Here is a 26,619-nt window from a genome sequence, read left to right on the forward strand (position 1 = left end):
CGTCCTCCCCCTAGCCTTGCGGCGAAGATTGCACGGGGAAACGCCGATGTCGCGCGCGCTGTTCGACCTGACGGGGAAGCTGGCCCTGGTCACCGGATCGAGCCAGGGGATCGGCCTGGCGCTGGCGAAGGGCCTGGCGGAAGCCGGCGCGAAGGTGGTGCTGAACGGGCGCGATGCGGCGAAGCTGGAGGCCGCGCGGGCCCATGTGCCAGGTGCGGTCGTCGCATCCTTCGACGTGACCGACCACGCGGCGGTCGAGGCCGGCGTCGCGGCCATCGAGGCCGCGCACGGCCCGCTGTCCGTGCTGGTGGCGAATGCCGGCATCAACCTGCGCGCGCCCTCCACCGAGATGCCGGTCGAGACCTGGCGCCGCGTCATGGACGTGAATGTCGATGGCGTCTGGTATTGCTGCCAGGCCGCGGGCAAGCGGATGGTGGCGCGCGGGCGCGGCAAGATCATCACGGTCTGCTCGGTACAGAGCGAGCTCGGCCGCCCGACCATCGCACCCTACGCCACCAGCAAGGGCGCGCTGCGGATGCTGACGCGCACGCTGTGCGCTGAATGGGCGAAGCACGGGGTGAACGTGAACGGGCTGGCGCCGGGCTACTACGACACGGAACTGACCAGCGCGCTGGTGCAGGACGCGACATTCACCGACTGGCTGTGCAAGCGCGTGCCGGCCGGGCGTTGGGGCAAGGTCGAGGAACTGGTCGGCGCGACAGTGTTCCTCGCCGCGCCGGCGTCTGACTTCGTGCACGGTCAGTTGCTGTTCGTGGATGGTGGGATGACGGCAGTGGTGTGAACTTCAGCCCTCCGCTGCTGCCTATCGGCTTCAATGTGTTTCTCAAATGCGGAGAAGATTGCGGATGTCGGCTGGTCCCAGCCAACGGCAACCACCTCAACGCTGCGGTCGCCCCACGTGCGGCCCAGTGGTCCGCCGGACCTCACTCTCTGCTTCCTCCATCGCAGCGACTGCCGATGAGGGATCGTCATTTGCATGCTGATCACCTTCTTGCTGAAGCCGCGCAAGCGAACGAAATCGTAGGTCCAAACCTCGGACCAGGGAACCGGCCCATCCGAGAAACCCACGAGCCACCAGCCACGCGCGTCAATGCGCAGTTCCCGGCGCGGCGTGAAGACAACGACATACGCTGACAGGGCAAGAGGAATACCTGCCATGGCACCGGCAAACACCTGCCACGAGCCGTTCGGCATGACAGGCAGAAGGGCTGAGGCGAACAACGCAGACAGCCCGCCCCCGATGACGACCGTTTCCCAAATCTGATAGAGCTTGCTGGTCCGAGCCACGAAGGGCGGCGGCGACGCCAGCCTACCCTCCGGCTCTTCCGTCATGCGCCGAGCGAGTGATTGGAAGTGGCCCGCCCGATCAGCCGCCGCGCCCGATCCACGATCGGCTTGTCGATCATGTCGCCTTCGAAGGCGACGGCGCCCTTCCCTTCCGCCAACGCCGCCTCGAAGGCGGCGACCAGGCGCATCGCGCGCTCCACTTCCTCGGGGCGCGCGCCGTATTCCTCGTTGATGATCGCAACCTGCGAGGGATGCACGCAGGAGGCACAGGCGAAACCGATCGCCTTCGACCGCCGCAGCATGGCGCGATAGCCATCGAGATCCTTCAGCCCCGCCACCGTGCCGATGAAGCCGAGCGGCAGCACACCCACCGCACGCGCTGCCACCACGCCGATCCGCTTCGGCAGGTCGAGAGCATCCGGCGTCGGCTCCGCGCCGAGGTCGGTGGCCAGGTCCTCACCACCCACCCCCAACGCCACCACGCGCGGATCGGCCGCGGCGATGGCCTGCGCATGGGCGATCGCCGCCGCATCCTCGATCAGCACGATGAAGCGGACTGACCCGATCGCGCGACCGGCCCGCGCTTCGGATTCCGCCGTCAGTTCCGACAACAGCCGCACATGGTCCGCACCCATCATCTTGGTGCAGATCAACCCATCCGCACCGGCCGCGACGGCGGCTGCGATATCCTGCACCGCCATCCGCAGCGGCCGGTTGATCCGCACCACCACATCCGCACCATTCTGCCGAACGCTGCGCACGGACGCCGGCAGCCCGGCGCGTGCGGCATCCTTCGCATCGGGGGCGACGCCGTCCTCCAGGTCCAGGATCACCACATCCGCGCCGCGTTCATGCGCCTTGGCGACGAACTTCTCGGCGCTAGCCGGGACATACAGAAGGGAGCGCCAGTTCGGCAGGTCACGGGTCATGCGGGCGGGTGTTCCTTGCGCCAATGGCGAGCGATGTCGACGCGCCGCATCACCGCGACGCGCGGATGCTGCGCGATCCAGTCGAGCAGCCGCGCCAGCCCCATCGCACGCCCGGGATGGGCGATGATGCGGTTGTGCAGCCCGAAGGACAGCATGCGCGGCGGGTCTTCCCGCAACACGCATTCGATGGCGTCGCGCATGTAGTCGAAATACTCGCTGCCGGATGTCATGCCCATGCGCGGGAAGCGCACATCGTTGTGGACCAGCGAGTAGGGCAACACCAGCGCGTCGCGCCCGGCGCACTTCACCCAATACGGGATCTCGTCGTCATAGGCATCGCTGTCGTATTCGTAGCCGGCTTCCAGCAGCAGCCGGCGCGTGTGTAGGGATGGCGCATATCGCGTGTACCAGCCTGCCGGTCGTTCGCCGATGCAGCGGGTGATGATCTCGGTCGCCTCATTGATGCGGGCGCGTTCGGTGGCACGGTCGAAGGCGTTGTGCATTTCCCAGCGCAGCCCGTGGCCGGCAACGTCCCAGCCGGCCTCGCGCATCGCCGCGCAGGCTTCGGGGTTGCGTTCCAGCGCGCGGGCCACGGCGAAGACGGTGCAGGGCAGGCCGCGCTTCGTGAAGATGCGATGCAGGCGCCAGAAGCCGGCGCGGCTGCCATAGGTGAACATCGATTCGGCGGCCATGTCGCGGCCCTGCACCGGAGCGGTGCTGCCTTCGGTCAGCGCGCCCTCGCTGTTCGGGTCCCCATCGGGGACGCTCAATTCGCCGCCTTCCTCGTAGTTGATGACGAAGTTGCAGACGACATGCGCGCCGCCCGGCCAGCGCGGGTCAGGCGGGTTGCGACCGTAGCCCGTGAAGTCGCGCGCGCGTCCCGCCTCGATGTCGGCATCGCCCTGGCGGGCCGGGGTCGGGCCTTCCGCGGCCGGCATCCGCTCCTCGGATCCGCTCATCACAGCGCCTCGGAGCCTGGCACCACCCCGCGCGGCAGGGACGCCGCGTAGCGCGCGATCTCACCAGGCCGGGTCACCCAGAGCCGATCCCGATGCGACAGGATGTGGCGCAGCGCATCGCGCAGCGCGCGCAGCCGGAAGGGCTGGCCGACGACGAAGGGGTGCAGCACGATCGAACAGACCAGCGGGCGCTTGCGCGATTGCTCCAGCATCTCGTCGAACTGGTCGATGATCATCTCGGCGAATTGCCGGCCGGTGTGCTGGCGGAAGACCTGCGCCGGGCTGTCGTTCAATTCGATGGAATACGGCACGGACAGCATCGGCCCGGCGCGTGTCGCCATCCAGAAGGGCTGGTCGTCGGCCGGCCAGTCCATGACGTAGGAGAAGCCTTCCTCCTTCAGCAGGTCCAGCGTCACCGCCGATTGCGCGATGTAAGGGCCAAGCCAGCCCTGCGGGGCGACGCCGGCATGGCGGATGATGGCGTCGCGGCTTTCGGCGATCAGCCGGCGCTCATCCTCCTCCCACATGCCGTCCTGGCGTTCGGCGTTGGTGCGGCCGTGACCGATGAACTCGTCGCCGCGCGCGACCAGCGCCGGCGCGATCTCCGGGCAGGCATCCAGCACCGCGCCATTGACGTTGTGCGCGCAGGGGATCTCGAGGTCATCCAGCATGTCGAGCATGTTCCACAGCCCGACGCGGTTGCCATAGTCGCGCCAGGCGTAGTTGCGCTGGCCCTGCGGCGCCGCCGCGCCCGTGCTGTCGGACCCCATCCCGGCGCGAAAGGCGAAGGCCTCGATGTTGTTGCACACCGCCAGCGCGAGCCGCGCGCCGTTCGGCCATTCATAGGTCGGGCGGGTGGGGATGGCGCTGTGGGCGTAACGCCCATGGGTCGGCATCTTCATCGCGCGGTCCTTGCTGCGTTGCGCGGACGCTGCGACAGCGGCCGCCCGGCGTCAACGCAGGTCGAGCACGACCTCGCAGCCCGTCCCGAAGCGCGCGCGCAGCCGCTGCCCGGCGGCCGGGCGCAGCATGCCGGTGCAGGTGCCGCTGCTAACCAGGTCGCCCGCCGCCAGCCCCTGCCCGCGCCGGCGCAAGGCCTCGGCCAGCCACAACAGCACATGGAAGGGATGGCCCATCGCCTCCGCCCCCGTTCCGCTGCGGCGGACCGCGCCATCGACTTCGAGCGTCACCGGCAACGCCTCAAGGTCGGCCTCGCGGATCTCGGGACCAAGAACGTAGCGCCCATTGCCGGCGCCATCGGCGAGGATCGCGGGCATGGGCGGCAACGCATCCATCGGGAAGCGGCATTCCGCCACCTCGATGCCGCCATGGGCGGCGGCGACGGCGGCCTGCACCTCCGTCGCCGTCCAGGGTTCCGGCCGCGGCGGCAGGGCACTGCCGAGGCGCAAGACGATCTCGCATTCGATGATGGGATCGACCAGCGAGGCGAAAGGCAGCAACGCCGGCGAGGGTTGCACCAGGGGCGCATAGATCGGCCCGCGCGTCGGTTCGGTAGCGCGCAGGCGGCGCTGCATCTCGGGCGTGGTCGCCGCCACCTTCCAGCCGCAGCGCGGCCAGCCGAGGTGACCGGCGACCGCCTCAGCGATGTCGTAGCCTTCCTCCGCCGTCGCCGGCAGGATGGTCGGCGGGGTCACCTGCCTCCCGTCGCGGCGCGCCGCGGCCAGCAGCAGCGCGAACCCATCCGCGCCGTCCGCCGGCACCGGGCTTTCAGCCATTCGCCGAGATGTTGGCGCTGCGGACCACCGGCCCCCAGCGCTCGTATTCCTGGCGCACGAAGGCGTCGGTCTGGGCGGGTGTCATCACGATCGGTTCCGCTGCGAGCGCGGTCAGCCGTGCGACCAGCGGCGGGGCGGCCAGTGCCTCCCGCACCGCGGTGCCCAGCCGGTCGACGATGGCCTGCGGCGTGCCGCGGGGGGCGAACAGCCCGGTCCAGGACCGGACGGCGAAATCCGGCACGCCCTGCTCCATCACCGTCGGCAGGTTGGGGCGCACCGAGACACGTTCGCCCGTGCAGACGCCGATGATTTTCAGTCGCCCATCCTCCGCCGCCGGGGCCACGGTCGGCAGGTTCATGAAGGCGATCGGGATGGTGCCGGCCACCAGGTCGGTCAGCGCCGGCCCGCCGCCGCGATACGGCACGTGGGTCATGTCGAGGTCCATGCGCATACGGAAGAGCTCGCCGGCCAGGTGGTTCGAGGTGCCCGCGCCGGACGACCCGAAGGCGAAGCCGCCACGCGTCGCCCGGATCTTGGCGATCAGTTCCGGCACGGTATTGACGCCGATGCCGGGATTGGCAGCCAACACGGTCGGCACGTCCGTCAGCATCGAGACGCCGACCAGCACCTCACGCACGTCATAGCCGACATCGCCGGAAACGAGAGGATGGAAGACGTGGTTGGAGGCCGAGGAGACCAGCAGGGTCTGCGCATCGGGCCGCGCCCGCACCACCATGCCCATGCCGAGCGAGCCACCGCCGCCCGGGCGGTTGTCGATGATGAAGGATTGGCCGAATTTCTGTTCCAGCACCGGCGCCATGAAGCGCGCGACGACGTCATTGGATCCGCCGGCGGCAAATGGCACCAGCAGCGTCACCGGGCGGCTGGGCCAGGCATCCTGGGCGAAGCAGAGGCGGGGCGCGGCCAGCGCGGCGGCCGTGATGGTCAGCAGGTGGCGGCGGTTCATCGCCTTGGCTCCGTTGGACGCTGTGTCCGGGCCGTAGCGCGCCGCCGGCTGCCGGGCAAGGCTTTCAATGCACCAGGCGCAGATTGGCGAGCTGGCCGGCGATTTCGCGGAAGGCGGCCTGCAGGGCGGCCGTGTCGGGGCTGTTGAAGTAATATTCCGGCTGCGTCGCGCAGTTGCGATACAGGTCGCGTGTCGTGCTGTTCGTGACGTTGAAGGTGATGGTGTAGAGGATGACCCCATTCGCCTTGATGCTGGTGCACAGGCGCGACATGCGGGCGTTGATCTCGGCCAGGGCGGCGGCGGCGGTGTTGTTCGGCAGGCCGAGCCGGTTCTCCCGCCGCCGGCCATAGGCGGTCATGTCGGCATCGCCATCGGAGACATAGATTGTGCGGCAGGGCGGGCTGGACCCGGTGCTGCGGCAGGCGCCGGGCGCACCGCCATCCCAGTCGTGCCATTCATTGTTGCCGTCGGTCATCAGCACCAGGACCTTGTCCATGTACGGCGTGTCGTAGTTCTGCGGCAGCGTCGCCGATCCCCACAGCCCGCGCCAGCGCGGCGATATGGTCGCCCAGCCCATCTGCAATCCGAGATTGGCCATGGTGCCGCCGCGATGGGTCGCGCGCAGGTTGGCGATCTCGTTCAGCACGGTGCTGCGCGCGGCGGTCAGCGGCAGGATGGCGCGGCCGCAACCGAGGTTCGGGCCCTTCGCGTTGTTGCCGAGGTTGTTCTGCGTCGTGTCGCTCGGGGGGCTTTCCGGGTTCGGCTCGGTGATGCTGCTGTTGGTCCACTCATTGTCGCCGAGATTGGGGCTGTAGCGGTTGACGGTGGAGGGCCACAGGAAGGGCTGGAACGGTGTCGTGGTCGGGGGTGCATCCGTCTCGTCCTGCCGGTTCTGGGACCGGGCGAAGACGCAGCCGCGCCAGACCGTGCTGCCATAGGCCGAGGCATTGAGACTGCCCGCCGCCAGCCAGTTCGAGCGCCCCCGGCCGATATTCACCGTCGAGGTATAGGGCACCACCGAGACCCAGAGATTGGTAATGGTCTCGTTCGGCCCGTAGATGATGTTCACCAGTTCCGTCGCCGAGTTGCGCAACGTGGTCATCGCCGTGCCGGCCATCGAGCCGGTGACGTCAAGCACCAGCGCGATCTCCATCCCCCGATCCTGCCGGCGCGCGGTGTGGTCCACGCTGGCATACAGCGCATCCTGCCCGAACAGGCGTAGCACGGTGGTCGGCAAGGCGGCGCGCACGCGCACGCGCACCGCACGGCTCGTCTCATCGACCGAGATGGTGAAGGCGGTCACATCCGCCCCGATGAAACCCGTGGAGACGCCCGGCCGGTCGCGCGTGAAATTCGCCCAGAACCAGCGCTGGATCTGGGTATCGCGATCCAGCTCATTGATGACCCGTGCGCCGGCGAGGGCCGCGGCATCGACCGCGGTGACCAGGCGCGAATGCAGGATGTAGAGTCGCGTCAGATCGATGGCGGCACCGGCCATGGTCAGCAGCGGGATGATCGAAAGCCCGGCCATCAGCGCGACGGCACCGCGCCGGTCACGCAGCAGACGCCACAGCCGCTTCATGTCGCCGAAACCCGCAGGATCGAAACCATGCGCGGGCGCTGCAATGCGAAGGCCGTGAGGCGGGAAAAGGGCTCGCCCGACAGGAACCGCCCGGATAGCACCCAAGGTTCGCGGGCGTAGAACACCTCCGTCACCACCGCCCCCTGCCCGACCGCGAGCACCAGGTCGGCCGAACGCGCCGGGATGGTCGCCACCCCGCCCTGGCTGCCATAGGCGCTGCGGTAGCTTGATGCGCCGGCCCGGCGTTGCCACAGCACCACCACCCCGCTGCCCTGGTTGGCGAGGCCCGAGACCACCACCGCCCCATCCGCATCCGTGACGCGAAAGGGCGAGGCGATGCGTCCGGCGAGATCGAAGACCGTGGCGAAATCCGCCTCGCGCAAGGTCTGGTACTGCGCGACGACGTTGGCGAGTTCCCCCGCGGTGCGCTCCAGCCGCAGCGAGACGCGCAGGAAATCCACCACATCCAGCACGGCAAGCCCGAGCAGCGCGATGATCGGCGCGACGAGGGTGAACTCGACCGCGACCGAGCCGCGCCGGCGGTCAGGATGCCGGGAAAGGTTCATTGCGCACGATCATCCGGGAGGTGTGGTCGAGCGAAGTCCGCCCTAGCACCAGCGCCGGAAAGGGTGACAGGAAGGGCTGCTGGTAGGTCAGCTCGTAGAGCACCGTCTGCCCCGCCGCGCCGGCGCCGGACTGGCCAGACGCCGGGGTCCCCATGGCGGTCGGCCCGGCATAGGCGGTGACGCGCAGTGACAGGTGGTCGGGGTTCAGCACATGCGGCCCGAACCACAGCACGACGCGGCGCACCGCTTCTTCCCGCGACGCCGGCGCGGGTGGCGGCAGCCAGGATGGCGCGGCCTCCCCGGTCGCGCCGAAGCGGCTTGCCTCGCGCGCGCCGATGTCGAGCGTCGCGGCGGTCAGCGCCTGCCAGGCGCCTTCCACCACGCTCATCATCAGCCCCATCAGCACGGGGGCGAGCAGGGTGAATTCGAGGATGATGGAGCCGCGACGCCACTTCATGACCCGGACAGCGCGGCCCGCCAGGCCACCACCGCTTCCCGGCTCGCGTCACCGCCCAATTCCGGAGCGAGCAGTTCCGCCGCGCGCGGCGCATCGCCCGAGGCCGCATAGGCCAGTGCGAGGTTGTGCCGCTGACGCGCCGTCGCCTGGGGTGCGCGCGCCACCTGCTCGATCATGCGCACGGCTTCGGCGCCATGGCCTGACAGCGTCAGCGACAGGGCAAGGTTGGTCCGCGCGCCCGCATGGTTCGGATTGATCGCAAGCGCGGCACGATAGGCGGCCTGCGCCTCCGGCTGGCGACCCTGCATGTCGAGCGCGACGCCGAGGCCGGATTGCGCGCCGGCTTCGTGCGGCAACATGGCGACCGCCTGGCGGAAGGCGGCTTCGGCCGCCGCCGCATCGCCGCCCCGCAGCAGGGCCCGACCGAGACCAAGCCGCGCCTGGGCGGAACTTCCGTCCGCGCGTATCGCACGAGTATAGGCCTCGGCGGCCTCGGGCCACCGGCCATTGCCGGCGAGCATCTCGGCATGGCGCAGCTGCGCGGTCGCGTCGCCCGGATTGTCCTGCGCCACGCTGCCGGTGATCGCCGTGGCGGCGCTGGTGTTCCCGGTCGCCAGGGCGGCGCTCGCCATGCGCAGGCGCTGGTCGTCCTCCCCCACGCTGGCGCAGGCGGCGAGCGATGCGGCGAGCAGGACGGAAATGATGCGCATGGCCAACTCCTTCGGCTCAGAGCGCGATGACCGTAGGTGCGAACGCACCGAAGGTCTGAATCACGCGATCAAACAAAAGGCTACGGCGTGATAGGTGAACGAATGTGAACCGATCACGCTCAGGGACGCGCGGCGATGTCGAGCACGCGCAGCACGGCGGGACCGCCGACGATCAGGAAGATGCAGGGCAGGATGAATGCGATGGTCGGCATGGTGAGCAGTGCGGGGAGCCGCGCGGCGCGGGCCTCGAAGCGCATCAGCGTTTCATGCCGCAGTTCGGTCGCAAGCGTCCGCAGCGCCTGCGACAGCGGCGTGCCGTATTGCAGCGTCTGCGCCAGCGTGCCGCCCAACCGCCGCAGGGAATCCAGGCCCGACCGGTCGCCCATATTCTGCAGCGCCTGGCGACGGTCCGACAGGATGCGCAGCTCCGTGCCGACATTGCCGAACTCGGCGGCGACGGCGCGGTTGGCCTCGGCCATCTCGGTGGCGACGCGCTCGACGGCGGCTTCCAGCGGCAACCCGGCCTCGGCGCAGATCACCATCAGGTCAAGAGCATCGGCGAGGCCGCGCTCCACCTGCTTCGCATGCATCTCCCGCAGGCGGCGCAGCGCCATGTCGGGCAGCAGCAGCCCCGCCACCGCCGCGCCGGCGACCAGCAGGTTGCGTCCCATCGGCGCCATTCCGGCCGATAGCGGCAGCGCCAGGAAGGGCAACCCGATCATCAGCATCACCTTGGTGCCGATGAAAACGGTGACGGCGCGCGCGCCGCGGAAGCCGGCCGCCGTCACGGTGCGCTGCAATTCGGCCAGCGTCTCGCCCTTGACGATTCCGCTGGCGAGCACCGCCTGGCCAACCGCGCGAGCCATGCGCTGCGGCAGCGGCGCAGCTTCCGGCCGGTTCTGCCGCGCCAGCCCGCGCAGCGCCGCGATGCGGCCCTGCATCCGTTCCGCACGGCGCAGCCGCGGCAGCAACAACGCGACGCAGACCAGCATCGCCAGCACGATGGCACCCGCCGCCTGCATCAGCATCATGCGGTTCATGACAGCGACCGCCGGATGATCGCCTTCATCGTCCCGAGGCCGACAGCCAACGAGGCGATGGCCGAAGCCAGCACCATGTTGCCGCGCGGATCGTTGAACAGCACCAGCACGTAACGCGGATTGATCAGCAGCAGGGCGCAGCCGGCGAAGACCGGCACGGCCGACAGCACATAGGCACTGGCCCGCGCCTGCGATGCCAGCGCATGCCCGCGCAGCCGCGTCGCCACCCGCTTGCGCACGACGTCGGCGAGGTTCTCCAGCGTTTCGGTCAGGTTGCCGCCGGCGCTGTTCTGCAGGGTGAGTGCCACCGCAAAGAAGCGGTATTCCGGCAGGCCGGAGCGGCGGGCAAGGCGCTTCAGCGCCTCCTCCATCGGGATGCCGATGGCGAGCTGGTCGGACAGGCGGCGGAACTCCGCCCCGGTCGGGTCGGGGAGTTCGCGACCGATGGTGCGCAGCGCCTCGACCACCGGGATGCCGGCGCGCACGGCGCGCACCACCATCCCCAGCGCATCGGGCAATTGCTTGTACAGCGCGGCGGCCCGCTTGCGATGCACGGCGGTGAAGGCCCAGCGCGCCGCATGGACCCAGAGGGCCGGCGCCAGCAGCCAGGCCAGCTTGCCGAACAGCGTCACCGCATAGGCCGCGCCGATCACCGCCGGCGCCGCGACCAGCAGCACCACCAGCGGCGGCGCGACCGGATACTGGTCAAGGCGTTCGGCCTCCCAGCCAAACAGTCGCGACAGGCGGCGTTCGAGCGGTTCCGGCAAGCGCAGCCAGCGTGCCTGCGGGGCGCGCTGGGCGACGCGGCTGACCAGGCGGACCCGCGCATGCGGCAGGGAATGCGCTGCGAAGCGGGCTGCCAGGCGTCGGCCCCGCCCGCTTCTGCCGGCGCTGTGCAAGCCCCACAGCGCCAGGCCGAGGCCGAGCAGGATGGCGAGCAGCAGGGCGGCGGCGCCGCTCATGGCGCGGGGTCCTCCAGCGCGCTGAACCAGGCGCGGTCGAGCCCGAAATAGGCCAGCCGCGACGTGAAGGACGGGCGGGCGCGGCTGACGCGGTAACTGCCGCGCAGCTTGCCGCCAGGATCCTCGCCTTCGTATTCCCACTGGAAGATGTCGTTGAGCACGACGACCTCGCCTTCTAGCCCGCAGACCTCGGTGATCTGGGTGCAGCGGCGCACGCCATCGCGCATGCGTTCGATCTGCAGGATGATGTCCACCGCCGAGACGATCTGCTGGCGAATGGCGCGCGCCGGCAGCGCGGTCTGGCCCATCAGCACCATGTTCTCGATGCGGGTGACGGCGTCGCGCGTGGTGTTGGCGTGGATGGTGGACATCGACCCGTCATGGCCGGTGTTCATCGCTTGGAGCATGTCGAAGGCCTCGGCACCGCGGCACTCGCCAAGGATGATGCGGTCGGGGCGCATGCGCAGGGCGTTCTTGACCAGGTCGCGCTGGGTCACCTCGCCACGGCCTTCGAGGTTTGCGGGCCGCGTCTCCAATGGGATGACATGGGGCTGTTGCAGTTGCAGCTCGGCCGCATCCTCGCAGGTGACGATGCGCTCGGTGTTGTCGATCAGCCGCGACAGGGCATTGAGCATGGTAGTCTTGCCCGACCCCGTGCCGCCCGAGATGATGATGTTGAGCCGCGCGCGTGCCGCGACTTCCAGCACGCGCGCCATCTGCGCGTTCAGCGAACCGTTGAGCACCATCTGCTGGAAGTCGATCTTGCGCTTGGCGAATTTGCGGATCGACAGGCAGGGGCCGAGCAGCGAGAGCGGTGGAAAGATGATGTTGACGCGGCTGCCATCGGGCAGGCGGGCATCGACCATCGGGCTGCTTTCGTCGATGCGCCGGCCGATCTGGGCGGCGATGCGCTGCGCGATGCCGGCCAGATGTGTGGCGTCGCGGAATCGCACGGCGGATTGGGTGAGCCGGCCCTTCTGCTCGATGAAGACGCGGAAGGGTCCGTTCACCATGATGTCGGTGACCGTCTCATCTTCCAGCAGCGGAGCGAGCGGGCCGAGGCCCAGCATGTCATCGACGAGTTCCGCCGCGACCTCGCGCTGTTCGCGGGCCGACAGGCCGATGCGCTGCTGATCGGCGATCTCGGCGATCATGCGCTCGACCTCGGCGAACAGGGCTTCCTGTGGCAGGGCGGCGACCGAGGCCGGGTCGATGCGGGCCAGGCAGAGCGTGCGCAGTTCGGCCTTCTGCCGCTGCTGCGGCGTCGCGAGGGCGGGCGGCGCCGGGGGTGCCGGGGGTGGCTCGGCCTCCGGCGGCAGCACGGCGGGAGGCGCGTCCTGCCGGACCATGCGACCGAAAGCGGGAGCAGGCAGGTCTAGCGGAACCATCGCGCGAACAGCCCCTTCCTGACCTCCTCCTCCCCCTCGGCGCGGATCGAGGCGACGTCATGCACCAGGCGCAGCAGCGCCGCGCGGAAGGGGCCGCGGCGCGTGCCGGCGGGTTCGCCCAGATCGGCCGCGGCCGGCACGATCTTCGGCAGCCAGGGCACGACCAGGTCGGGGTCCTCGCCCAACGCTTCCTTCATCTGCGCAGCGGTCAGCAGGCCCGGCTGACCGGCACGGTTCAGCACGGTGACGGCGCGGCGCGACTGGGTTGGCGCATTCGGGATGGCGGCGTAGCGCAGCATCTCCCGCGCGCCGGCCAGCGTCGCATCGGTGACGAGGACGCGCTGATGCGCCATGTCCAGGATCTCGCGCGCAATCGGGCCGCTGCGCGCCGGCAGGTCCACCACGACGAAGTTGTAGCGCCGGCGTAGCATCGCCATCAGCTTCGCCGCCGCGCCGGGTCGGGCCAGCACCGGTTCCAGCGGCTTTTCCTCGGCGGCCATGACATGCAGGCGTTCACCGGCCGGCTGGGCGGTGCGTTCGACGAACAGTTCATCGACGCGTTCGGGATGCTCCAGGGCGGCGCGCAACCCGCTGGTGGTGCGAGCCCCGAGCAACAGCGCCGACGCCCCGCCATGCAGGTCGCAATCGAACAGCACGGTATGACGCCGCGCCTGCTCGCCCAGGTGCCAGGCGAGGTTCGCTGCCAGCGTCGTGGCCCCCACCCCGCCGCGCACGCCGGTGACGGTGATGACGCGCCCGCCGCGCAGATGCATGTCGCGCGGCGTGGTGCCCTGGCGCAGATAGGGCAGCAGATGGCGTGCCACCATCTCCTGCGTCAGCGGCTTGAACAGGTATTCCAGCACGCCGAGGCCGCGCGTGAGTTGCCGGTAGAAGGCCGCATCCTGGCGTTCCCCGACCACCAACACGCGGACATCGGGTTCAACCACCAGGGCCAGTTCCTCGAGCGCGGTCAGCGGCTGCTCCACGCCCGTCACATCAACGATCAATGCCTGCGGCGTGGCGCTGCGCTTGAGCGACCTGATCGCGGCGATGACGTCGCCCCGACGGACTTCCGCCCCCTCCCCGAGTTCGGCGAGCAGTGTCTCGCGCAGGACCGCATCGGAGTCGGCATCCGTGACGAAGGCGACCAGCGGCGCGCGATCGGCCGGCGCCGATGAGACCTGGGCGGTCCCCGGCTCGACGCGGTCGGGTCCGTCAACGCCCGCCATCGCCATTCCCGCCGGAAGGCGCCGCTCCCGCGGTGCCGGTTGCCTGCAACCGCGCGACCGAGGCGGCGGCGAGCGGATGCACGCGGCCGGTCCGCAGCCGCTGGATGGCCGCGATCGTCGTCTGGCCGTCCGATCGCGGATCGTCCACGCCGCGGTCCAGCATCAGCGGGTCGGCGACATGCAGGCGCAGATTGGCATCATTGGCGCCGCGCGGCCGCCACACGCCCTCGCGCGTGTAGGGGTCGATCGCGGCGCAGCCGGCGACTGCGAAGACCAGCAGCATGACGGGCGCATGGCGCATCGCTGCCTTCCTCAATCCAGCACGAAGCCGGGCGAACCCGACAGGTTGCGCGGCGGGGCAGCCGTCGGGCGGCCGGTCTGGCGCAGCAGCAGGATGCGCTCGACATCGTTGGGCTGGGTGAAGCCATCGAGCGGCGAGGCCGTCGCCCGCGGATTGTCCGCCGGGCGCACGAGATAGGGCGTGATGATGATGACCAATTCCGTCTCGTTCCGCTGGTATCGATCCGAGCGGAACAACGCGCCGAGGATCGGCACCTCCCCCGCATAGGGCAGCGCGCGGCCGGTACTGCGCGATGAATCCTGTAACAACCCGGCGATGGCGAAGGCCTGGCCGGACCCTAGCTCCACCGTCGTCTCAGCACGCCGCACGGTCAGCGACGGCACGGTGACGGTGTTGTTGTTGCCCGCCAGCAAACGCACCGCGCCCTGGTCGGACAGCTCGCTGACCTCCGAGCGGATGCGGAAGGAGATACGGCCATCCGACATCACCGTCGGCACGAAGGCGAGGCCGACGCCGAATTGCTTGAACTCGATGGTCACCTGGTCGGCGCGCTGGCTGACCGGGATGGGGAACTCGCCGCCGGCGAGGAACGACGCCGTCTCGCCCGAGGTCGCCGTCAGGTTCGGCTCGGCGAGGATCGTCACCAGCCGGTCCTGCGCCAGCGCGTCGATCACCGCGTTGATGTCGCGCAGCTCCGCATTGCCGGTGCGGAAGCCGACGCCGATACGGTCGGACGGCGCGGTGCGGTCGAAGGCGAAGTTGAGTGTTTCCGCCGCCAACCCCGCCGGTCCACCGATCAGCGTGCCGATCCGCCCGATACTGCCCAGCGCCTGCCAGTTCACGCCAAGCTGGCGCGTCACCTCGCGCGACACCTCGGCAACGCGCACACGCAAATTCACCTGCGTCACGCCGGTGACGGCGATTCGGTTGTCGATCGGCAAGCGCTCATTGTCGAGCCGTGAGCGCACCAGCGTCTGCGCCCGTTCAGCATCGGCCGGCGCGCTGACCGTGCCGCTGAGAATGATCCCACCGGGGCCGGATTCGACACGCAGGGTGCGGTTGCCGGGGAAGCTGCGTCGCAGGGCGGAGCTGATGTCCGACAGCAGGAAGGCGGAGGGGCGCACCGTCACTTCCCACTGCACCAGTGGCAGTCCCGCCGCGTCCATCGCCGCCAGCGTCGTGCGCCCCGGTGCGACGCCGAAGACGAAGACACTGGTGGGGCTGGCCGGACGCATCTCGGCGATGCGTGGATCAGCGGCGAACAGGCTGGCCGCGGGGGCGGACAGAACCAACACGCGGCCGGTGCCGGCTTCGAGCGTCATGCGTTCGACGCGCAGGCCGGGTGGCGACTGCACGACGGGCAGGCTGGCGTCGCCCTGGGGTTGGGCCAGGGCCGGCGCGGCCAGGGCCAGCCACGTGCAAAGGGCCGTCAGGGCGTTCGTCCTCATCGAAAGCGGATCTCCTCGACCCGTCCTGGGCCCCCGAAGACACGGATGGTGGAACCGGCCCCGCCGGTCCCGCTTGGCGCGGCACCCACCGGTGCGAAGGCGCCGCTGACATCGCCGCCCCAGACCGGGCGCTGGTCCAGCCGTTCCTCGACGGGCGTGCCGGCGGCGCGCAGTGCCAACGACAGCCGGCCGAGCCGAGTCGCCACCGCGACGCGCGTCGCCTGGTCGGCCGTCACCTCGATCGTCACGGTGCGGTTGGCGTCGCGCAGCGTGTCGCCCACCGCGCCGGGCTGCATGCCCTGCACCAGGTGGCGGTCCACGGCGATGACGCGGGCGGCGGTCAGCACCGTCTCCCCGGCCACGCGGCGGGCGGGGGCGGCGTCGTTGTCGTCGAAGGCCTGGGTCAGGATCACGTCGACGCGGTCACCCGGCCAGATCAGCCCGGCGGTGCCCGAGACGGCATCGACGCCGACGGTGACGGCACGCATGCCCGGCGCCAGCACGGCGGCGAGGAATCCGTTCTCGCCCGGGCGCAGGACGGCGTCCAAGCGCAGCGTGTCGCCCTGGGACAGGGTGCGGCGGACCATGGCGCCGATGAATTCGATCCGTGCGTCCGGCGCATCGCGCAGCGCCCCTTCCGGCAGTTCGGTGGCTGGCATCTCGCGCGCGGCGAGGTCTTCCGGCTTCAGCAGGGTGCCGGCCTGCACGGGGCGTGCGGCGACCAGGACATTGAGGCGTTCGGGCGGCGCGGCGGCCTCCTGCCGCGGGGCCTGCGGGGTCGGCGCCATGGCGATGACGCCAAGCAGGCCAAGGCCCGCCACGCCGACCAGCACCACCACGATGAGGATGAGGCGCATGGCCACGGCGTCAGGCCTCCGGCCGGATCAGGATGATCGCGGTGCCAAGGGCGATGGCGACGCCGTAGGGCAGCGGTGCACCCTTGCGGATTCGCCGAGCCTCCCGCCGCAGGGCGCGGCGCAGCCTGCCGCGCGGCAGGCCACCGGGGCTCGGCGCGCGCAGCAGCGGACGCAAGCCGAGATGGAAAAGCGCGAGCGCGCCGCCCGCCAGCGCCACGGCGAGCAGTTGCGTCGGAACCAGCGCCGGCGGCACCAGCAGCGCAGCAGCGGCGAGCAGCTTCACATCGCCCCCGCCAAGCGCACCGCGCAACCAAAGCAGGGCCGCACCGAGGAAGACCAGCCCCGCCAGCAGCAGCGCCACGCCAAGCACAGCGCCGCCCGAAAGCCCCTGCCGCAGCAGCCCCACCAAGGCCACCAGCGAGGCGATCCGGTTCGGAATGCGGCGGCAGGCGATATCGCCGAGCGCGGCCGCGAGCAGCAGAAGCAGCGCGAGGACGACCAAGGCTAGGGCCAGGATGTCGGGGGGAAGCGGGACCATCGCAGCGATCATCGCCGGTCCGCATGAAGGAAGGGTTGAGCCGGGGGCGGCACGGGGCGGCAGGTCCTTCCCCTGCCACCCCGCAGGCCTTACGCCGGGGCCACGAACTTCGCGGCGATGCCGTTCAGCATGGCATCGAGGTTGCCGCCGAGCAGGGTCAGCCCGCCGATGATGGCCACCGCGATGAAGGCCGCGATCAGCCCGTATTCCATCGCCGTCACGCCCCGCGTGTCGGCCTTCAGCGCCTGCATGCGCGCCGCGATCAAATGCATCATGGTGGTCACTCCGGGCACGCGCGCCAGCGCGGCGCGCGAGGGGGGTTTCGAGCCAGGCATCCTGCCAGCCATCGAGCGGTCCCTTCCCCGGCGCCGCTGGCGGTCTGTCGGCCGTCGCGAGCGCCGGTCCGGGCCCTCGACGCCATTTGAGGGAACGAGGGTTAAGGCTTGGTGAAGCGCGCGTTTGGTTTGAGGCAGGCGCCGACGCGGCCATGCGTGCGCCTGGCTTGCGCGCCGTGCAGCGCGGCATCGGCAACATTGGCCGATCGGCGCGCGATCGCGCTTCGCGCCGCCGATTCGACGCAGGTCAACGAATCGGGCCTCGCAGTCACGGTAGCGCGGCGAGACGCTCCGTCAGCAGCGAGAAGAAGCCCTCGGCATCGAGCGTGTCGAGCAGCCGCGCATTGGGCGCGAGGCCGCTACGGTCCCAGCGATCGACAACGGTGCGCCCGCGCGCGACGCCGCCGCATTCGACATGCACATGCACGTCGCGATGGGTGAACAGCGTGGGGTCGATCAGCCAAGCAATGGCGCATGGGTCGTGCAGCGGGTGGCCACGATGGGCGAAGCGACGCGATGGCGGCACGCCCGACATGATACGCGCGGTGGCATCGAGGCAGGCGCCGCCGCCGGCCGCGCGCAGGGCGTCGATGCGTTCGCGCGTCACCAAGGCCTGCGCCGTCAGTTCCAGCGTCGCGAGCGTCACCGGCCGGCCACATTCCAGCAGCATGGCCAGCGCCTCCGGGTCCGACCAGGCGTTGAATTCGGCCGATGCCGTGATGTTGCCCTCCGACCAGGCGCCGGTCATCAGCACGATCTCCGCGACGCGGTCGATCAGCGCCGGTTCGGTCGCAAGCGCCAAGGCAAGGTTGGTCGCGGGGCCGATGCCGATCAGCGTCACGCCGACTTCCGCGCGCAGCAGAGCGCGGATCGCATCAGCGGCGATGCCGGGTGTGGCCGGCGGGCCTTCAGGCAGCGCGACGCCGGCAAGGCCGTCGGCGCCGTGGACCTGGGTCTCGGAGCGGAAGGCACCGAGCAACGGGCCTTCCGCACCGGCCACGATCGGCACGGCCTGTCCGGCCAGCCCGACGATGGCGCGCGCATTGCGCAGCGTATGGCCGAGCCCGACATTTCCACCCGCCACCGTGACCAGCCGAACATCTAATTCCGGCGAGGCCAGCGCCAGCCACAGCGCGACCGCGTCATCCGTGCCGGGGTCGGTGTCGATGACGCAGACGCGGCGGGTCACGCCAGTTCCTGTTCGACCAGCGCACACCAGAACGCCGCGCCATGCGGCAGCGCCGCATCGTTGAAGTCGAAATGCGGGTTGTGGTGGAAGCCTTCGGGATGCGCCGGATCACCGGTGCCGAGCCAGACATAGGCGCCGGGGCGCGCGGCGAGGAATTCGGAGAAGTCCTCACCCGGCGTCAGCGGCGGATGGTCGTCCAGCGTCATCGCGTCGCCGACCGCCGAACGCGCTGCCCGCACCGCCACCGCGGCCTGTTCGGCGCGGTTGATGGTGGGGGAGATGCGGCGGATGTAGCGCGGTTCGGCCTGCACGCGGCAGGTGGCTGCAATGCCGTTGGCAACCTCGACCAGCCGCGCCTCGAGGTGGCTGCGGACCGCCTCGTTGAAGGCGCGCGCCGTGCCGCAGAGAAAGACTTCCGATGGGATGACGTTGGGGGCGCGGCGTGCACCCGCGGCCATGTGGCCGACCGACAGCACGGCGGCCTGCAGCGGATCGATCTCGCGCGCCACGATCATCGGCAGGGCGGCGATGAACTGCGCGGCGGCGAGCGGCGCGTCGGTGCCGAGATGTGGCCGCGCGCCGTGCACGCCGGCACCGCGGAAGGTCACTTCCCAGGTATCCGACGACGCCAGCACCGCCCCCTTCGGCACCGCTATGGTGCCGACCGGCAGGCCCGGCAGATTGTGCATGCCGTAGACCGCATCGACGGGGAAACGGTCAAACAGCCCTTCCTTCACCATCCGCGCGGCGCCACCGAGGGATTCCTCGGCCGGCTGGAAGATGAAGTGGACGGTACCGCCAAAGCGGTCGCGATTGGCCGCCAGCCAGCGCGCGGCACCCAGTAGCGTCGCGGTGTGGCCATCATGGCCGCAGGCATGCATCGTGTTCGGCACGGTGCTGGCATAGGCGGCGCCGGTCATCTCCGGCATGGCCAGCGCATCCATGTCGGCACGCAGGCCGATGGCACGATTGCCGCCGCTGGATCCGCGCGACCCCGTCAGCGTACCGACGACGCCGGTCACGCCGATGCCGGCCTCGACCGTGATGCCCCATTGCCGCAGCAGGTCGGCGACGATGCCGGCTGTGCGTGCTTCCTCGAAGCCGAGCTCGGGATGGCGGTGGAAGTCCCGGCGCCAGGCGGTCATGTCCTCGGCGAGGGGTGACAAATCCTCCGGCGTGGGCATGGTCGGCCTCCGTTGCTGCGCTGCGGCGAAGATGCCACGCTGGAGGCCGTTTCACCACGGGCTGACGTCATGGAGTTCTGGCAGGGATTCATCGCCGCGACCGGCGATGACCGCCCCTTCACCGACCACTTTCCCGCGCCGATGCCCGACGGGTCGCGGCTGGTGCTGCCGTTGCGTGACTATGGGGAAATCGCCGTCGCGGGCTTCATCGCCAACCAGGCGGCGATCCCGGTGGCGAAACGGATCGGCGGCTGGATGGCCGAGGCCGCGCGCGACATCGGGGCGGAGGTCGTCGTCGGCCTGCCGACGCTGGGCCAGGTCTTCGCTCCGCTGGTCGCCGAAGCGCTTGGCCACACCAACTGGGTCGCCCCGGGATGGTCGCGCAAGCGCTGGTATGAGGAGGCGCTGTCGGTGCCCGCCTCATCCTCCACCGCGCCCACCGAGCGGCGGCTGTGGCTCGATCCGCGCATCCTGCCGCGGCTGGCGGGCAGGCGTGTGCTACTGGTCGATGACGTGATCTCGACGGGTACCTCGGCGCTGGCGGGCGTGGCGTTGCTGGAACGCGCGGGGTTGCGGCCGGCGGGGCTGCTGCTGGCGATGGCGCAGGGCGATCGCTGGCGCGGCATATGGCCCGCAGATATTCCCGTGCGCGCTGCCTTCGCCACGCCCATCTTCACGCGCGTCCCCGGCGGCTGGCTGCCGCGCGCGGGCTCCGCGCCTTGCGATCTCTGTCCCCTGATGTCCGGGAAGGACGCCGCATGAAACGCCTGCTGCTCGCCGCCGTGGCGGCCTTCTCTCCCCTCGCCGTCCAGGCGCAGGACCGCGCGTCGCTGAGGATCGGGGTCGAGGCCGGGCCCACCAGCCTCGACCCGCATTACGCCAGCCTGATCACCAACGTCGCCTTCGCCCGGCATGTGTTCCAGCCCCTGGTGGAACAGGACCACCGCCAGATCCTGCGGCCGGCCATCGCACGGTCCTGGCGGGTGGTCGACGACACCACCTGGGAACTGGAACTCGACCCGAATGCGCGCTTCTCCGATGGCCGCCCGGTCACGGTGGAGGACGTCGCCTTCACCATCGCCCGTGCGGGGGATGTGCCGAATTCGCCATCGTCGTTCCGCTATGCCACGCGACCCGTTGCGGCCGTGGAATCGATCGGGCCGCACACCATCCGGTTGCGCACCAATGGGCCGACGCCGCTGCTGTTGAACCAGTTGGCGCTGGTGATGATCGTGCCGAAGCAGGACGGTCTGACGACGGCGGCCTTCAATGACGGCTCGGCGATGATTGGCAGCGGGCCGTATCGCCTGGTGTCCTGGCAGCCGGGGCAGCCGGCGCGATATGCGCGCAACGATGCCTTCACCGGCACGCCGCCCGCCTTCCCCACGGTGGAATTCCGCCCCATCGCGAATGCCGGGGCACGCGTCGCGGCGCTGCAATCGGGCGATGTGGACCTGATCGAGATCATCCCGCCCGAGCAGTTCGAACGCTTCCGAACCAACCCGCGCTTCGCCACGGCGCAGAGCCCGTCCAATCGGCTGATCTTCCTGACGCTGGATTCGGGGCGGGAGGAGAGCCCGCATGTCCGCGCCCCGGAAGGTTCGCCGTTGCGCAACCCGCTCCGTGATCCGCGGGTGCGCCGGGCGCTGTCCATCGCCATCAACCGCGATGCGCTGGTCAGCCGCACATTGCAGGGTCAGGCGGTGTCGGCGGGCGATCTCGGCCCGGCGGGGTATTTCGGCACCTCGCCCGACCTGACCCCGCCGCCCTTCGATGCCGATGGCGCACGGCGCCTGCTGGCCGAGGCCGGCTTCCCGCGCGGCTTCGCCGTGCAGGTGAACGGACCCAATGACCGCTTCGTGAATGACGAGCAGGTAGTGCAGGCCATCGCGCAGATGTGGACGCGCATCGGCGTGCAGGCCACCGTCGAGGTGAAGCCGCGCGGCGTCTGGCTGACCGAGGCGGCGCAGCTGCGATATTCGGTGAATCTCGCTGGCTTCTCGCCCAACCCCGAAGTGCTGGGGATGCTGGTGCCGCAGATCCATTCCTGGGACACCGCGCTGGGCATGGGCACGGCGAATCGCGGGCGCTTCAGCGACCCGGAGATCGACGCGCTCATCCAACGCGCCGGCGGCACGATGAACGATGCCGAGCGCGAACGCCTGACGCAGGAGGCGACGCGCCGGGCGATCCGCGACGAGACTGCGCTGATCCCCCTGTATTTCCAGGTGAACACCTGGGCGATGCGGCAGGGCATCACCTATGAGGCGCGGACGGATGAGATGACGCTGGCCTTCTCCGCCGGCAGGAATCCCTGACTGAGAACGATTCGCAAGCTCTGGCACCCCCCTTTGCGCGAGCGGCGGAGCATGCGCTACTCCGGGCACTAAGGTTCAGGGGAAGACCATGCCGGCGGATGGTGGCGCGACAGACAGGATCATCTATTCGGCGCCCATCGGCGACGAGGTGAAGACCACCACCTGCTATATGTGCGCCTGCCGCTGCGGCATCCGCGTCCATCTCAAGGACGGTCGCGTCCGCTACATCGAGGGCAATCCGAACCACCCCGTGAACAAGGGCGTGCTCTGCGGCAAGGGCAGCGCCGGGATCATGACCCAGTATTCGCCGGCGCGGCTGCAGGCGCCGCTGAAGCGCGTCGGGCCGCGCGGGTCGGGTGAATATGCCGAGATCAGCTGGGAGGAGGCGATCGACACCGCCACCGGCTGGCTGAAGCATGTGCGCGAGACGGACCCGAAGAAGTTGGCGTTCTTCACCGGGCGCGACCAGTCGCAGTCGCTGACCGGCTTCTGGGCGGCGCAGTTCGGCACGCCGAATTTCGCAGCGCATGGTGGGTTCTGCTCGGTCAACATGGCGGCCGGCGGGCTCTACACCATCGGCGGGTCGTTCTGGGAATTCGGCGAGCCCGACTGGGAACGCGCGAAATACCTGATGATCTTCGGCGTCGCCGAGGACCACGATTCCAACCCGATCAAGACCGGCCTCGCTGCGATGAAGGGGCGCGGGGCGAAGATCGTCTCGGTGAACCCGGTGCGCACCGGGTATTCGGCGATCGCCGATGAATGGGTCGGCATCCGTCCGGGCACGGACGGGCTGTTCATCCTGGCGCTGATCCATGAGCTGATCCGCACCGACAATGTCGATGGCGAGTTCCTCGCCCGCTACACCAATGCTCCGTGGCTGGTGGTGCGCAACCCTGGCGGCGCGGATGACGGGCTGTTCGCGCGCGATGCGGATGGCAAGCCGCTGGCGTGGGACCGCGCGCGCGGCGCGATTGCCGCCGATGACGTGACGCTCAGCGCCGTGCTGGTCGGCGACTTCACCCTGCCGGACGGCCGCACCGTGAAGCCGGTGTTCAACCTGATGGCCGAGCGCTACCTCGGCGACGAATACGCGCCGGAGGCGGTGGCCGAACGCTGCGGCTTCAGCGCGGATCGCATCCGCCGGCTGGCGGCCGAGATCGCCGATGTCGCCTTCAACCAGACGTTGACGCTCGACATTCCCTGGACGGATGTGTGGGGCCGCAAGCATGAGACGATGGTCGGCCGGCCCGTCGCCTTCCACGCGATGCGTGGCATCTCCGCCCACTCCAACGGGATGCACACCTGCCGCGCGCTGCACATCCTGCAACTGGTGCTGGGTGCAGTCGATACGCCCGGTTCCTGGCGCTACAAATCGCCCTTCCCGCGGCCGATCCCGCCCGGACCGGGGCCGGCCGGCAAGGGGGCCAAGCCGAACACGCCGCTCGCGGGCAACATCCTCGCCTTCACCCATGGGCCGGATGACCTGCTGGTCGAGGATGACGGCACGCCGCTACGCATCGACCACTCCTTCTCCTGGGAAGCGCCGCTCGGCCTGCACGGGATGATGCATTCCGTCATCGGCCATGCGGCGGCCGGCGACCCGTACAAGATCGACACGCTGTTCATGTTCATGGCGAACATGGCGTGGAACAGCGCCATGAACCCGCTGGAGACGATCCGCTGCCTGACGGCGCAGGAGGAGAATGGCGACTACGTCATCCCGCACGTCATCTATTCGGACGCCTACTTCTCCGAGACGGTGCCCTATGCCGATCTGATCCTGCCGGACACGACCTATCTGGAACGCTGGGATGCGATCAGCATCCTCGACCGTCCCATCGGGTCCTCGCACGGGCCGGGCGATGCGATCCGCCAGCCGGTGGTCAAGCCCGACCGCAATGTGCGGCCCTTCCAGGAGGTGCTGATCGAGATCGGCGCGCGGCTCGGCCTGCCGGCCTTCGTGAAGGAGGACGGCTCGCCACGCTTCAAGGACTACCCGGACTACATCGTGAACCATCAGCGCACGCCGGGCGTTGGTCCGCTGGCCGGATGGCGCGGTGAAGATGGCTCCAAGAAGGGCGTCGGCGAGCCCAACCAGGACCAGTTGCAGCGCTACATCGACAATGGCTGCTTCTGGCGGCATCACCTCGCGCCGGAGGAATCCTACTTCAAGCACGCCAATCGCACGTATCTGGATAACGCCAAGGCGATGGGCATGATGGGCAACGCCAACCAGATCGTCATGCAGATCTGGTCGGAGCCGCTGCAGAAGTTCCGCCTTGCCGCCGAAGGCCATGGCGCCAAGCAGCCGCCCGAGCATCTGCGCGAACGCGTCCGCACCTACTGCGATCCCCTGCCCTTCTGGTACGCGCCGCTCGAACAGCAGCAGCACGACACCGACCCCTATCCGTTCTCGGCCGTCACGCAGCGGCCGATGGCGATGTACCATTCCTGGGGATCGATGAATGCCTGGCTGCGGCAGATCCACGGTTCCAACAAGCTGTACATGTCGCGCGAGCGCGGCACGGCCGAAGGGCTCGCCCAGGATGACTGGGTGTGGGTGGAAAGCCGCAACGGGCGGGTGAAGGCGCAGCTGTCGCTGATGGAAGGCGTCAATCGCGACACGGTCTGGACCTGGAACGCCATCGGCAAGCGGGCGGGGGCGTGGATGCTGTCCCCGGATGCGGCGGAATCGCAGCGCGGCTTCCTCCTGAACCACGTCATCAGCGAGTGGCTGCCGGCGCAGACCGGCCCGCGCCTGGCGAATGCCGACCCGGTGACGGGCCAGGCCGCCTGGTACGACCTGCGCGTGAAGGTCACCAAATGCGCCCCGGGCGAGGAGGGCGTCACCGAGCCCTTCCCCACCCTTCTGACGCCGCCGACCGACATGCCTGAACCACCGGATATCCTGCGATTCAATGCGGGAGGACAGAAGCCATGACCTCGCTGCCGCAACCGGGGGCGAAGAAGCTCGGCCTCGTCATCGACCTCGACACCTGCGTCGGCTGCCAGGCCTGCGCGACCAACTGCAAGGAATGGAACACCAGCGGGCACATGGCGCCGCTGCCGGACCACAACCCGTATTCCGCGGGCCAGGAAGGCGTGTGGTTCAACCGCGTCCATTCCTACGAAGCCGGTGACGGGGAGGATGGCCGCACGGTCCATTTCCCGCGGTCCTGCATGCATTGCGAGACGCCGGCCTGCGTGACCGTCTGCCCGACCGGCGCGTCCTACAAGCGCGCCGAGGACGGCATCGTGCTGGTCAACACCGACATCTGCATCGGCTGCCAGCTGTGCGCCTGGGCCTGCCCCTATGGTGCGCGCGAATTCGACGATGATGCCGGCGTGATGAAGAAGTGCACGCTGTGCATCGACCGCATCTACAACGAGACCATCCCCGAGGAACGCCGCGTTCCGGCCTGTGTATCCACCTGCCCTGCCCAGGCGCGGCATTTCGGCGACCTGGGCGATCCCGACAGCGATGTGTCGAAACTGGTCGCCGATCGTGGCGGCTACGGGCTGATGCCCGAACTCGACTACAAGCCGGTCAATCGCTACCTGCCGCCACGCCGTGCACCGAAGATCGATGCCGGGCCACCGCGCGATGCCGGCCCGCTCCCCTCGCAGATCAAGAACCCGCTGCTGCGCTGGGTCGACAAGGTGCTGTCCCGATGAATCCGGCTCCGTCCATCATCTTCTTCACCGTGGCCTCGGGTGCGGGCTATGGGCTGCTGTTCTGGATGGGTCTGCTGCGGGCGCTGGGGCTGGTGCCGCGCTCGGCGGGGTTCGGCGTGCTCGCCATCGGACTGGCGCTGGTGCTGGTCATGCTCGGGCTGCTGTCCTCCACGGCGCATCTCGGGCGGCCGGAACGCGCCTGGCGGGCGCTCAGCCAGTGGCGTTCCTCCTGGCTGTCGCGCGAAGGCGTGGCGGCGGTGCTGACCTTCGTCCCGGCGGGGCTGTTCTTCCTCGCGGTGGTTGGCCACACCGAATGGGTCGCCCTGCCCGCGGGGCTGCTGGCCGCGGCGGGTGCGGCGGTGACGGTGTGGTGCACGGGCATGATCTACGCCTCGCTGCCAACCATACGGCAATGGCACCACCCCCTGGTCGCACCGGGCTACCTGCTGTTCGGCGCCTTCTCCGGCGCGGTGCTGCTGGCCATGCTGGCCGGCTTCTGGGGCGCGGCCGCGACCCCCGCGGCGATCGCGGCCGTGCTGGGTGCGGCCGCTTTCGTCCTCAAGCGCGCCTATTGGGCCAGCGTGGATGCCGGACCACCCGTCGCGACGATGGAAACCGCGACGGGCCTCGGCTTCATCGGCAAGGTCCGCACGCTCGACCCGCCGCATACCGAGACCAACTACCTGCTGCGCGAGATGGCCTTCCGCATCGGCCGCGTGCATGCCGCGCGGCTGCGGCGGATCGCCTCGCTCGGTGGCTTCGCGGTGCCAGCGGTGCTGTTGCTCGTCGCGTTGGTCACCAGCGGCGTGCTGGCCGGCCTGCTGGTGGTTGTCGCTGCGGGGCTGGTCACGCTCGGCATGCTCGCCGAACGCTGGCTGATGTTCGCCGAGGCGACGCATACCGTGGCGCTCTATTACGGCGTTGGCGAACGCGGCTGA

At 69.7% G+C, this 26,619-nt stretch carries 27 protein-coding genes; 6 read left to right on the top strand and 21 right to left on the bottom strand.

Going from position 1 to position 26,619, the window contains the following annotated elements:
• The first annotated feature begins 46 nt into the window (after positions 1–46).
• Entirely contained in the window at positions 47–802 is a 756-nt protein-coding gene (locus tag AAFN86_RS20180) for an SDR family oxidoreductase (RefSeq protein WP_347545350.1), read from the top strand.
• Here the strand turns inward: AAFN86_RS20180 and AAFN86_RS20185 are convergent.
• The 21 genes from AAFN86_RS20185 to AAFN86_RS20285 all read right to left on the bottom strand — a co-directional run bounded on the left by AAFN86_RS20185 (position 760) and on the right by AAFN86_RS20285 (position 19,685).
• Complete coding sequence (locus tag AAFN86_RS20185; protein WP_347545351.1) at positions 760–1,353, bottom strand: hypothetical protein; 594 nt, start codon at positions 1,351–1,353, stop codon at positions 760–762. The two genes, AAFN86_RS20180 and AAFN86_RS20185, sit on opposite strands and share 43 nt — an antisense overlap.
• Positions 1,350–2,237 carry a CoA ester lyase gene (locus AAFN86_RS20190; protein ID WP_347545352.1) on the bottom strand — a complete coding sequence of 296 codons (888 nt, stop codon included), beginning with the start codon at positions 2,235–2,237 and terminating at the stop codon, positions 1,350–1,352. Before AAFN86_RS20190 ends, AAFN86_RS20185 begins: the two co-directional genes overlap by 4 nt.
• On the bottom strand, positions 2,234–3,196 hold the full coding sequence (locus AAFN86_RS20195) for a polysaccharide deacetylase family protein (protein WP_347545353.1): 963 nt from the start codon (positions 3,194–3,196) through the stop codon (positions 2,234–2,236). The genes AAFN86_RS20190 and AAFN86_RS20195 overlap by 4 nt, the downstream gene beginning before the upstream one ends.
• Positions 3,196–4,098 (bottom strand): polysaccharide deacetylase family protein, encoded by a 903-nt coding sequence (locus AAFN86_RS20200; RefSeq protein ID WP_347545354.1) that lies wholly within the window; start codon positions 4,096–4,098, stop codon positions 3,196–3,198. The genes AAFN86_RS20195 and AAFN86_RS20200 overlap by 1 nt, the downstream gene beginning before the upstream one ends.
• A 51-nt stretch (positions 4,099–4,149) precedes the next feature.
• The gene (locus tag AAFN86_RS20205) at positions 4,150–4,932 is read right to left on the bottom strand and encodes a fumarylacetoacetate hydrolase family protein (protein ID WP_347545355.1); all 783 of its coding nucleotides are present in this window, start codon (positions 4,930–4,932) and stop codon (positions 4,150–4,152) included.
• The gene (locus AAFN86_RS20210) at positions 4,925–5,899 is read right to left on the bottom strand and encodes a tripartite tricarboxylate transporter substrate binding protein (protein WP_347545356.1); all 975 of its coding nucleotides are present in this window, start codon (positions 5,897–5,899) and stop codon (positions 4,925–4,927) included. Before AAFN86_RS20210 ends, AAFN86_RS20205 begins: the two co-directional genes overlap by 8 nt.
• Before the next feature lie 64 nt (positions 5,900–5,963).
• The gene (locus tag AAFN86_RS20215) at positions 5,964–7,481 is read right to left on the bottom strand and encodes a pilus assembly protein TadG-related protein (protein WP_347545357.1); all 1,518 of its coding nucleotides are present in this window, start codon (positions 7,479–7,481) and stop codon (positions 5,964–5,966) included.
• Entirely contained in the window at positions 7,478–8,047 is a 570-nt protein-coding gene (locus tag AAFN86_RS20220) for a hypothetical protein (protein ID WP_347545358.1), read from the bottom strand. Before AAFN86_RS20220 ends, AAFN86_RS20215 begins: the two co-directional genes overlap by 4 nt.
• Positions 8,025–8,504, bottom strand: coding sequence for a TadE family protein (locus AAFN86_RS20225; protein ID WP_347545359.1), 480 nt, complete (start codon positions 8,502–8,504; stop codon positions 8,025–8,027). The genes AAFN86_RS20220 and AAFN86_RS20225 overlap by 23 nt, the downstream gene beginning before the upstream one ends.
• Positions 8,501–9,214: a tetratricopeptide repeat protein gene (locus AAFN86_RS20230; protein WP_347545360.1), complete on the bottom strand. Its 714-nt coding sequence runs from the start codon at positions 9,212–9,214 to the stop codon at positions 8,501–8,503. The genes AAFN86_RS20225 and AAFN86_RS20230 overlap by 4 nt, the downstream gene beginning before the upstream one ends.
• 119 nt (positions 9,215–9,333) lie before the next feature.
• Positions 9,334–10,254, bottom strand: a complete 921-nt coding sequence (locus AAFN86_RS20235; RefSeq protein WP_347545361.1) for a type II secretion system F family protein — start codon at positions 10,252–10,254, stop codon at positions 9,334–9,336.
• A complete protein-coding gene (locus AAFN86_RS20240; RefSeq protein ID WP_347545362.1) occupies positions 10,251–11,216 on the bottom strand; it encodes a type II secretion system F family protein in 966 nt (321 codons plus the stop codon). Before AAFN86_RS20240 ends, AAFN86_RS20235 begins: the two co-directional genes overlap by 4 nt.
• Positions 11,213–12,604 carry a CpaF family protein gene (locus tag AAFN86_RS20245; RefSeq protein WP_408906616.1) on the bottom strand — a complete coding sequence of 464 codons (1,392 nt, stop codon included), beginning with the start codon at positions 12,602–12,604 and terminating at the stop codon, positions 11,213–11,215. The genes AAFN86_RS20240 and AAFN86_RS20245 overlap by 4 nt, the downstream gene beginning before the upstream one ends.
• The gene (locus tag AAFN86_RS20250; RefSeq protein ID WP_347545364.1) at positions 12,592–13,833 is read right to left on the bottom strand and encodes a cellulose synthase operon protein YhjQ/BcsQ; all 1,242 of its coding nucleotides are present in this window, start codon (positions 13,831–13,833) and stop codon (positions 12,592–12,594) included. The genes AAFN86_RS20245 and AAFN86_RS20250 overlap by 13 nt, the downstream gene beginning before the upstream one ends.
• On the bottom strand, positions 13,820–14,134 hold the full coding sequence (locus tag AAFN86_RS20255) for a hypothetical protein (RefSeq protein ID WP_347545365.1): 315 nt from the start codon (positions 14,132–14,134) through the stop codon (positions 13,820–13,822). Before AAFN86_RS20255 ends, AAFN86_RS20250 begins: the two co-directional genes overlap by 14 nt.
• 11 nt (positions 14,135–14,145) lie before the next feature.
• Positions 14,146–15,582, bottom strand: a complete 1,437-nt coding sequence (locus tag AAFN86_RS20260; protein WP_347545366.1) for a type II and III secretion system protein family protein — start codon at positions 15,580–15,582, stop codon at positions 14,146–14,148.
• The gene (gene cpaB, locus AAFN86_RS20265; protein WP_347545407.1) at positions 15,579–16,439 is read right to left on the bottom strand and encodes a Flp pilus assembly protein CpaB; all 861 of its coding nucleotides are present in this window, start codon (positions 16,437–16,439) and stop codon (positions 15,579–15,581) included. The genes AAFN86_RS20260 and cpaB overlap by 4 nt, the downstream gene beginning before the upstream one ends.
• A 10-nt stretch (positions 16,440–16,449) precedes the next feature.
• Entirely contained in the window at positions 16,450–16,977 is a 528-nt protein-coding gene (locus AAFN86_RS20270) for a prepilin peptidase (protein ID WP_347545367.1), read from the bottom strand.
• A gap of 89 nt (positions 16,978–17,066) precedes the next feature.
• Positions 17,067–17,252: a Flp family type IVb pilin gene (locus AAFN86_RS20275; protein WP_347545368.1), complete on the bottom strand. Its 186-nt coding sequence runs from the start codon at positions 17,250–17,252 to the stop codon at positions 17,067–17,069.
• A 328-nt stretch (positions 17,253–17,580) separates the two neighbouring features.
• Positions 17,581–18,501, bottom strand: a complete 921-nt coding sequence (locus AAFN86_RS20280; protein ID WP_347545369.1) for a nucleoside hydrolase — start codon at positions 18,499–18,501, stop codon at positions 17,581–17,583.
• Positions 18,498–19,685, bottom strand: coding sequence for an amidohydrolase (locus AAFN86_RS20285; RefSeq protein WP_347545370.1), 1,188 nt, complete (start codon positions 19,683–19,685; stop codon positions 18,498–18,500). Before AAFN86_RS20285 ends, AAFN86_RS20280 begins: the two co-directional genes overlap by 4 nt.
• Before the next feature lie 69 nt (positions 19,686–19,754).
• On the opposite strand from AAFN86_RS20285, the gene AAFN86_RS20290 reads away from it, so the two are divergent.
• The 5 genes from AAFN86_RS20290 to AAFN86_RS20310 all read left to right on the top strand — a co-directional run bounded on the left by AAFN86_RS20290 (position 19,755) and on the right by AAFN86_RS20310 (position 26,619).
• The gene (locus tag AAFN86_RS20290) at positions 19,755–20,447 is read left to right on the top strand and encodes a phosphoribosyltransferase (protein WP_347545371.1); all 693 of its coding nucleotides are present in this window, start codon (positions 19,755–19,757) and stop codon (positions 20,445–20,447) included.
• A complete protein-coding gene (locus tag AAFN86_RS20295; protein WP_347545372.1) occupies positions 20,444–22,003 on the top strand; it encodes an ABC transporter substrate-binding protein in 1,560 nt (519 codons plus the stop codon). The genes AAFN86_RS20290 and AAFN86_RS20295 overlap by 4 nt, the downstream gene beginning before the upstream one ends.
• 88 nt (positions 22,004–22,091) lie before the next feature.
• On the top strand, positions 22,092–24,947 hold the full coding sequence (locus AAFN86_RS20300; RefSeq protein ID WP_347545373.1) for a molybdopterin oxidoreductase family protein: 2,856 nt from the start codon (positions 22,092–22,094) through the stop codon (positions 24,945–24,947).
• Entirely contained in the window at positions 24,944–25,681 is a 738-nt protein-coding gene (locus tag AAFN86_RS20305; RefSeq protein WP_347545374.1) for a 4Fe-4S dicluster domain-containing protein, read from the top strand. Before AAFN86_RS20300 ends, AAFN86_RS20305 begins: the two co-directional genes overlap by 4 nt.
• Positions 25,678–26,619 (top strand): DmsC/YnfH family molybdoenzyme membrane anchor subunit, encoded by a 942-nt coding sequence (locus AAFN86_RS20310; protein ID WP_347545375.1) that lies wholly within the window; start codon positions 25,678–25,680, stop codon positions 26,617–26,619. The genes AAFN86_RS20305 and AAFN86_RS20310 overlap by 4 nt, the downstream gene beginning before the upstream one ends.

Source organism: Roseomonas sp. CAU 1739 (assembly GCF_039839775.1).
Classification (GTDB): domain Bacteria; phylum Pseudomonadota; class Alphaproteobacteria; order Acetobacterales; family Acetobacteraceae; genus Neoroseomonas.

Excerpts from the sequence above, each read along its gene's own strand:
- AAFN86_RS20225 (WP_347545359.1), bottom strand. The coding sequence starts at position 8,504 with ATGAAGTGGCGTCGCGGCTCCATCATCCTCGAATTCACCCTGCTCGCC.
- AAFN86_RS20310 (WP_347545375.1), top strand. The coding sequence starts at position 25,678 with ATGAATCCGGCTCCGTCCATCATCTTCTTCACCGTGGCCTCGGGTGCG.
- AAFN86_RS20295 (WP_347545372.1), top strand. The coding sequence starts at position 20,444 with ATGAAACGCCTGCTGCTCGCCGCCGTGGCGGCCTTCTCTCCCCTCGCC.
- AAFN86_RS20185 (WP_347545351.1), bottom strand. The coding sequence starts at position 1,353 with ATGACGGAAGAGCCGGAGGGTAGGCTGGCGTCGCCGCCGCCCTTCGTG.
- AAFN86_RS20305 (WP_347545374.1), top strand. The coding sequence starts at position 24,944 with ATGACCTCGCTGCCGCAACCGGGGGCGAAGAAGCTCGGCCTCGTCATC.
- AAFN86_RS20220 (WP_347545358.1), bottom strand. The coding sequence starts at position 8,047 with ATGAACCTTTCCCGGCATCCTGACCGCCGGCGCGGCTCGGTCGCGGTC.
- AAFN86_RS20235 (WP_347545361.1), bottom strand. The coding sequence starts at position 10,254 with ATGAACCGCATGATGCTGATGCAGGCGGCGGGTGCCATCGTGCTGGCG.
- AAFN86_RS20215 (WP_347545357.1), bottom strand. The coding sequence starts at position 7,481 with ATGAAGCGGCTGTGGCGTCTGCTGCGTGACCGGCGCGGTGCCGTCGCG.
- AAFN86_RS20300 (WP_347545373.1), top strand. The coding sequence starts at position 22,092 with ATGCCGGCGGATGGTGGCGCGACAGACAGGATCATCTATTCGGCGCCC.
- cpaB (WP_347545407.1), bottom strand. The coding sequence starts at position 16,439 with ATGCGCCTCATCCTCATCGTGGTGGTGCTGGTCGGCGTGGCGGGCCTT.
- AAFN86_RS20245 (WP_408906616.1), bottom strand. The coding sequence starts at position 12,604 with ATGGTTCCGCTAGACCTGCCTGCTCCCGCTTTCGGTCGCATGGTCCGG.
- AAFN86_RS20240 (WP_347545362.1), bottom strand. The coding sequence starts at position 11,216 with ATGAGCGGCGCCGCCGCCCTGCTGCTCGCCATCCTGCTCGGCCTCGGC.
- AAFN86_RS20205 (WP_347545355.1), bottom strand. The coding sequence starts at position 4,932 with ATGGCTGAAAGCCCGGTGCCGGCGGACGGCGCGGATGGGTTCGCGCTG.
- AAFN86_RS20255 (WP_347545365.1), bottom strand. The coding sequence starts at position 14,134 with ATGCGCCATGCGCCCGTCATGCTGCTGGTCTTCGCAGTCGCCGGCTGC.
- AAFN86_RS20260 (WP_347545366.1), bottom strand. The coding sequence starts at position 15,582 with ATGAGGACGAACGCCCTGACGGCCCTTTGCACGTGGCTGGCCCTGGCC.
- AAFN86_RS20180 (WP_347545350.1), top strand. The coding sequence starts at position 47 with ATGTCGCGCGCGCTGTTCGACCTGACGGGGAAGCTGGCCCTGGTCACC.
- AAFN86_RS20210 (WP_347545356.1), bottom strand. The coding sequence starts at position 5,899 with ATGAACCGCCGCCACCTGCTGACCATCACGGCCGCCGCGCTGGCCGCG.
- AAFN86_RS20190 (WP_347545352.1), bottom strand. The coding sequence starts at position 2,237 with ATGACCCGTGACCTGCCGAACTGGCGCTCCCTTCTGTATGTCCCGGCT.
- AAFN86_RS20285 (WP_347545370.1), bottom strand. The coding sequence starts at position 19,685 with ATGCCCACGCCGGAGGATTTGTCACCCCTCGCCGAGGACATGACCGCC.
- AAFN86_RS20290 (WP_347545371.1), top strand. The coding sequence starts at position 19,755 with ATGGAGTTCTGGCAGGGATTCATCGCCGCGACCGGCGATGACCGCCCC.
- AAFN86_RS20230 (WP_347545360.1), bottom strand. The coding sequence starts at position 9,214 with ATGCGCATCATTTCCGTCCTGCTCGCCGCATCGCTCGCCGCCTGCGCC.
- AAFN86_RS20275 (WP_347545368.1), bottom strand. The coding sequence starts at position 17,252 with ATGATGCATTTGATCGCGGCGCGCATGCAGGCGCTGAAGGCCGACACG.
- AAFN86_RS20270 (WP_347545367.1), bottom strand. The coding sequence starts at position 16,977 with ATGGTCCCGCTTCCCCCCGACATCCTGGCCCTAGCCTTGGTCGTCCTC.
- AAFN86_RS20195 (WP_347545353.1), bottom strand. The coding sequence starts at position 3,196 with ATGAGCGGATCCGAGGAGCGGATGCCGGCCGCGGAAGGCCCGACCCCG.
- AAFN86_RS20250 (WP_347545364.1), bottom strand. The coding sequence starts at position 13,833 with ATGGCGGGCGTTGACGGACCCGACCGCGTCGAGCCGGGGACCGCCCAG.
- AAFN86_RS20200 (WP_347545354.1), bottom strand. The coding sequence starts at position 4,098 with ATGAAGATGCCGACCCATGGGCGTTACGCCCACAGCGCCATCCCCACC.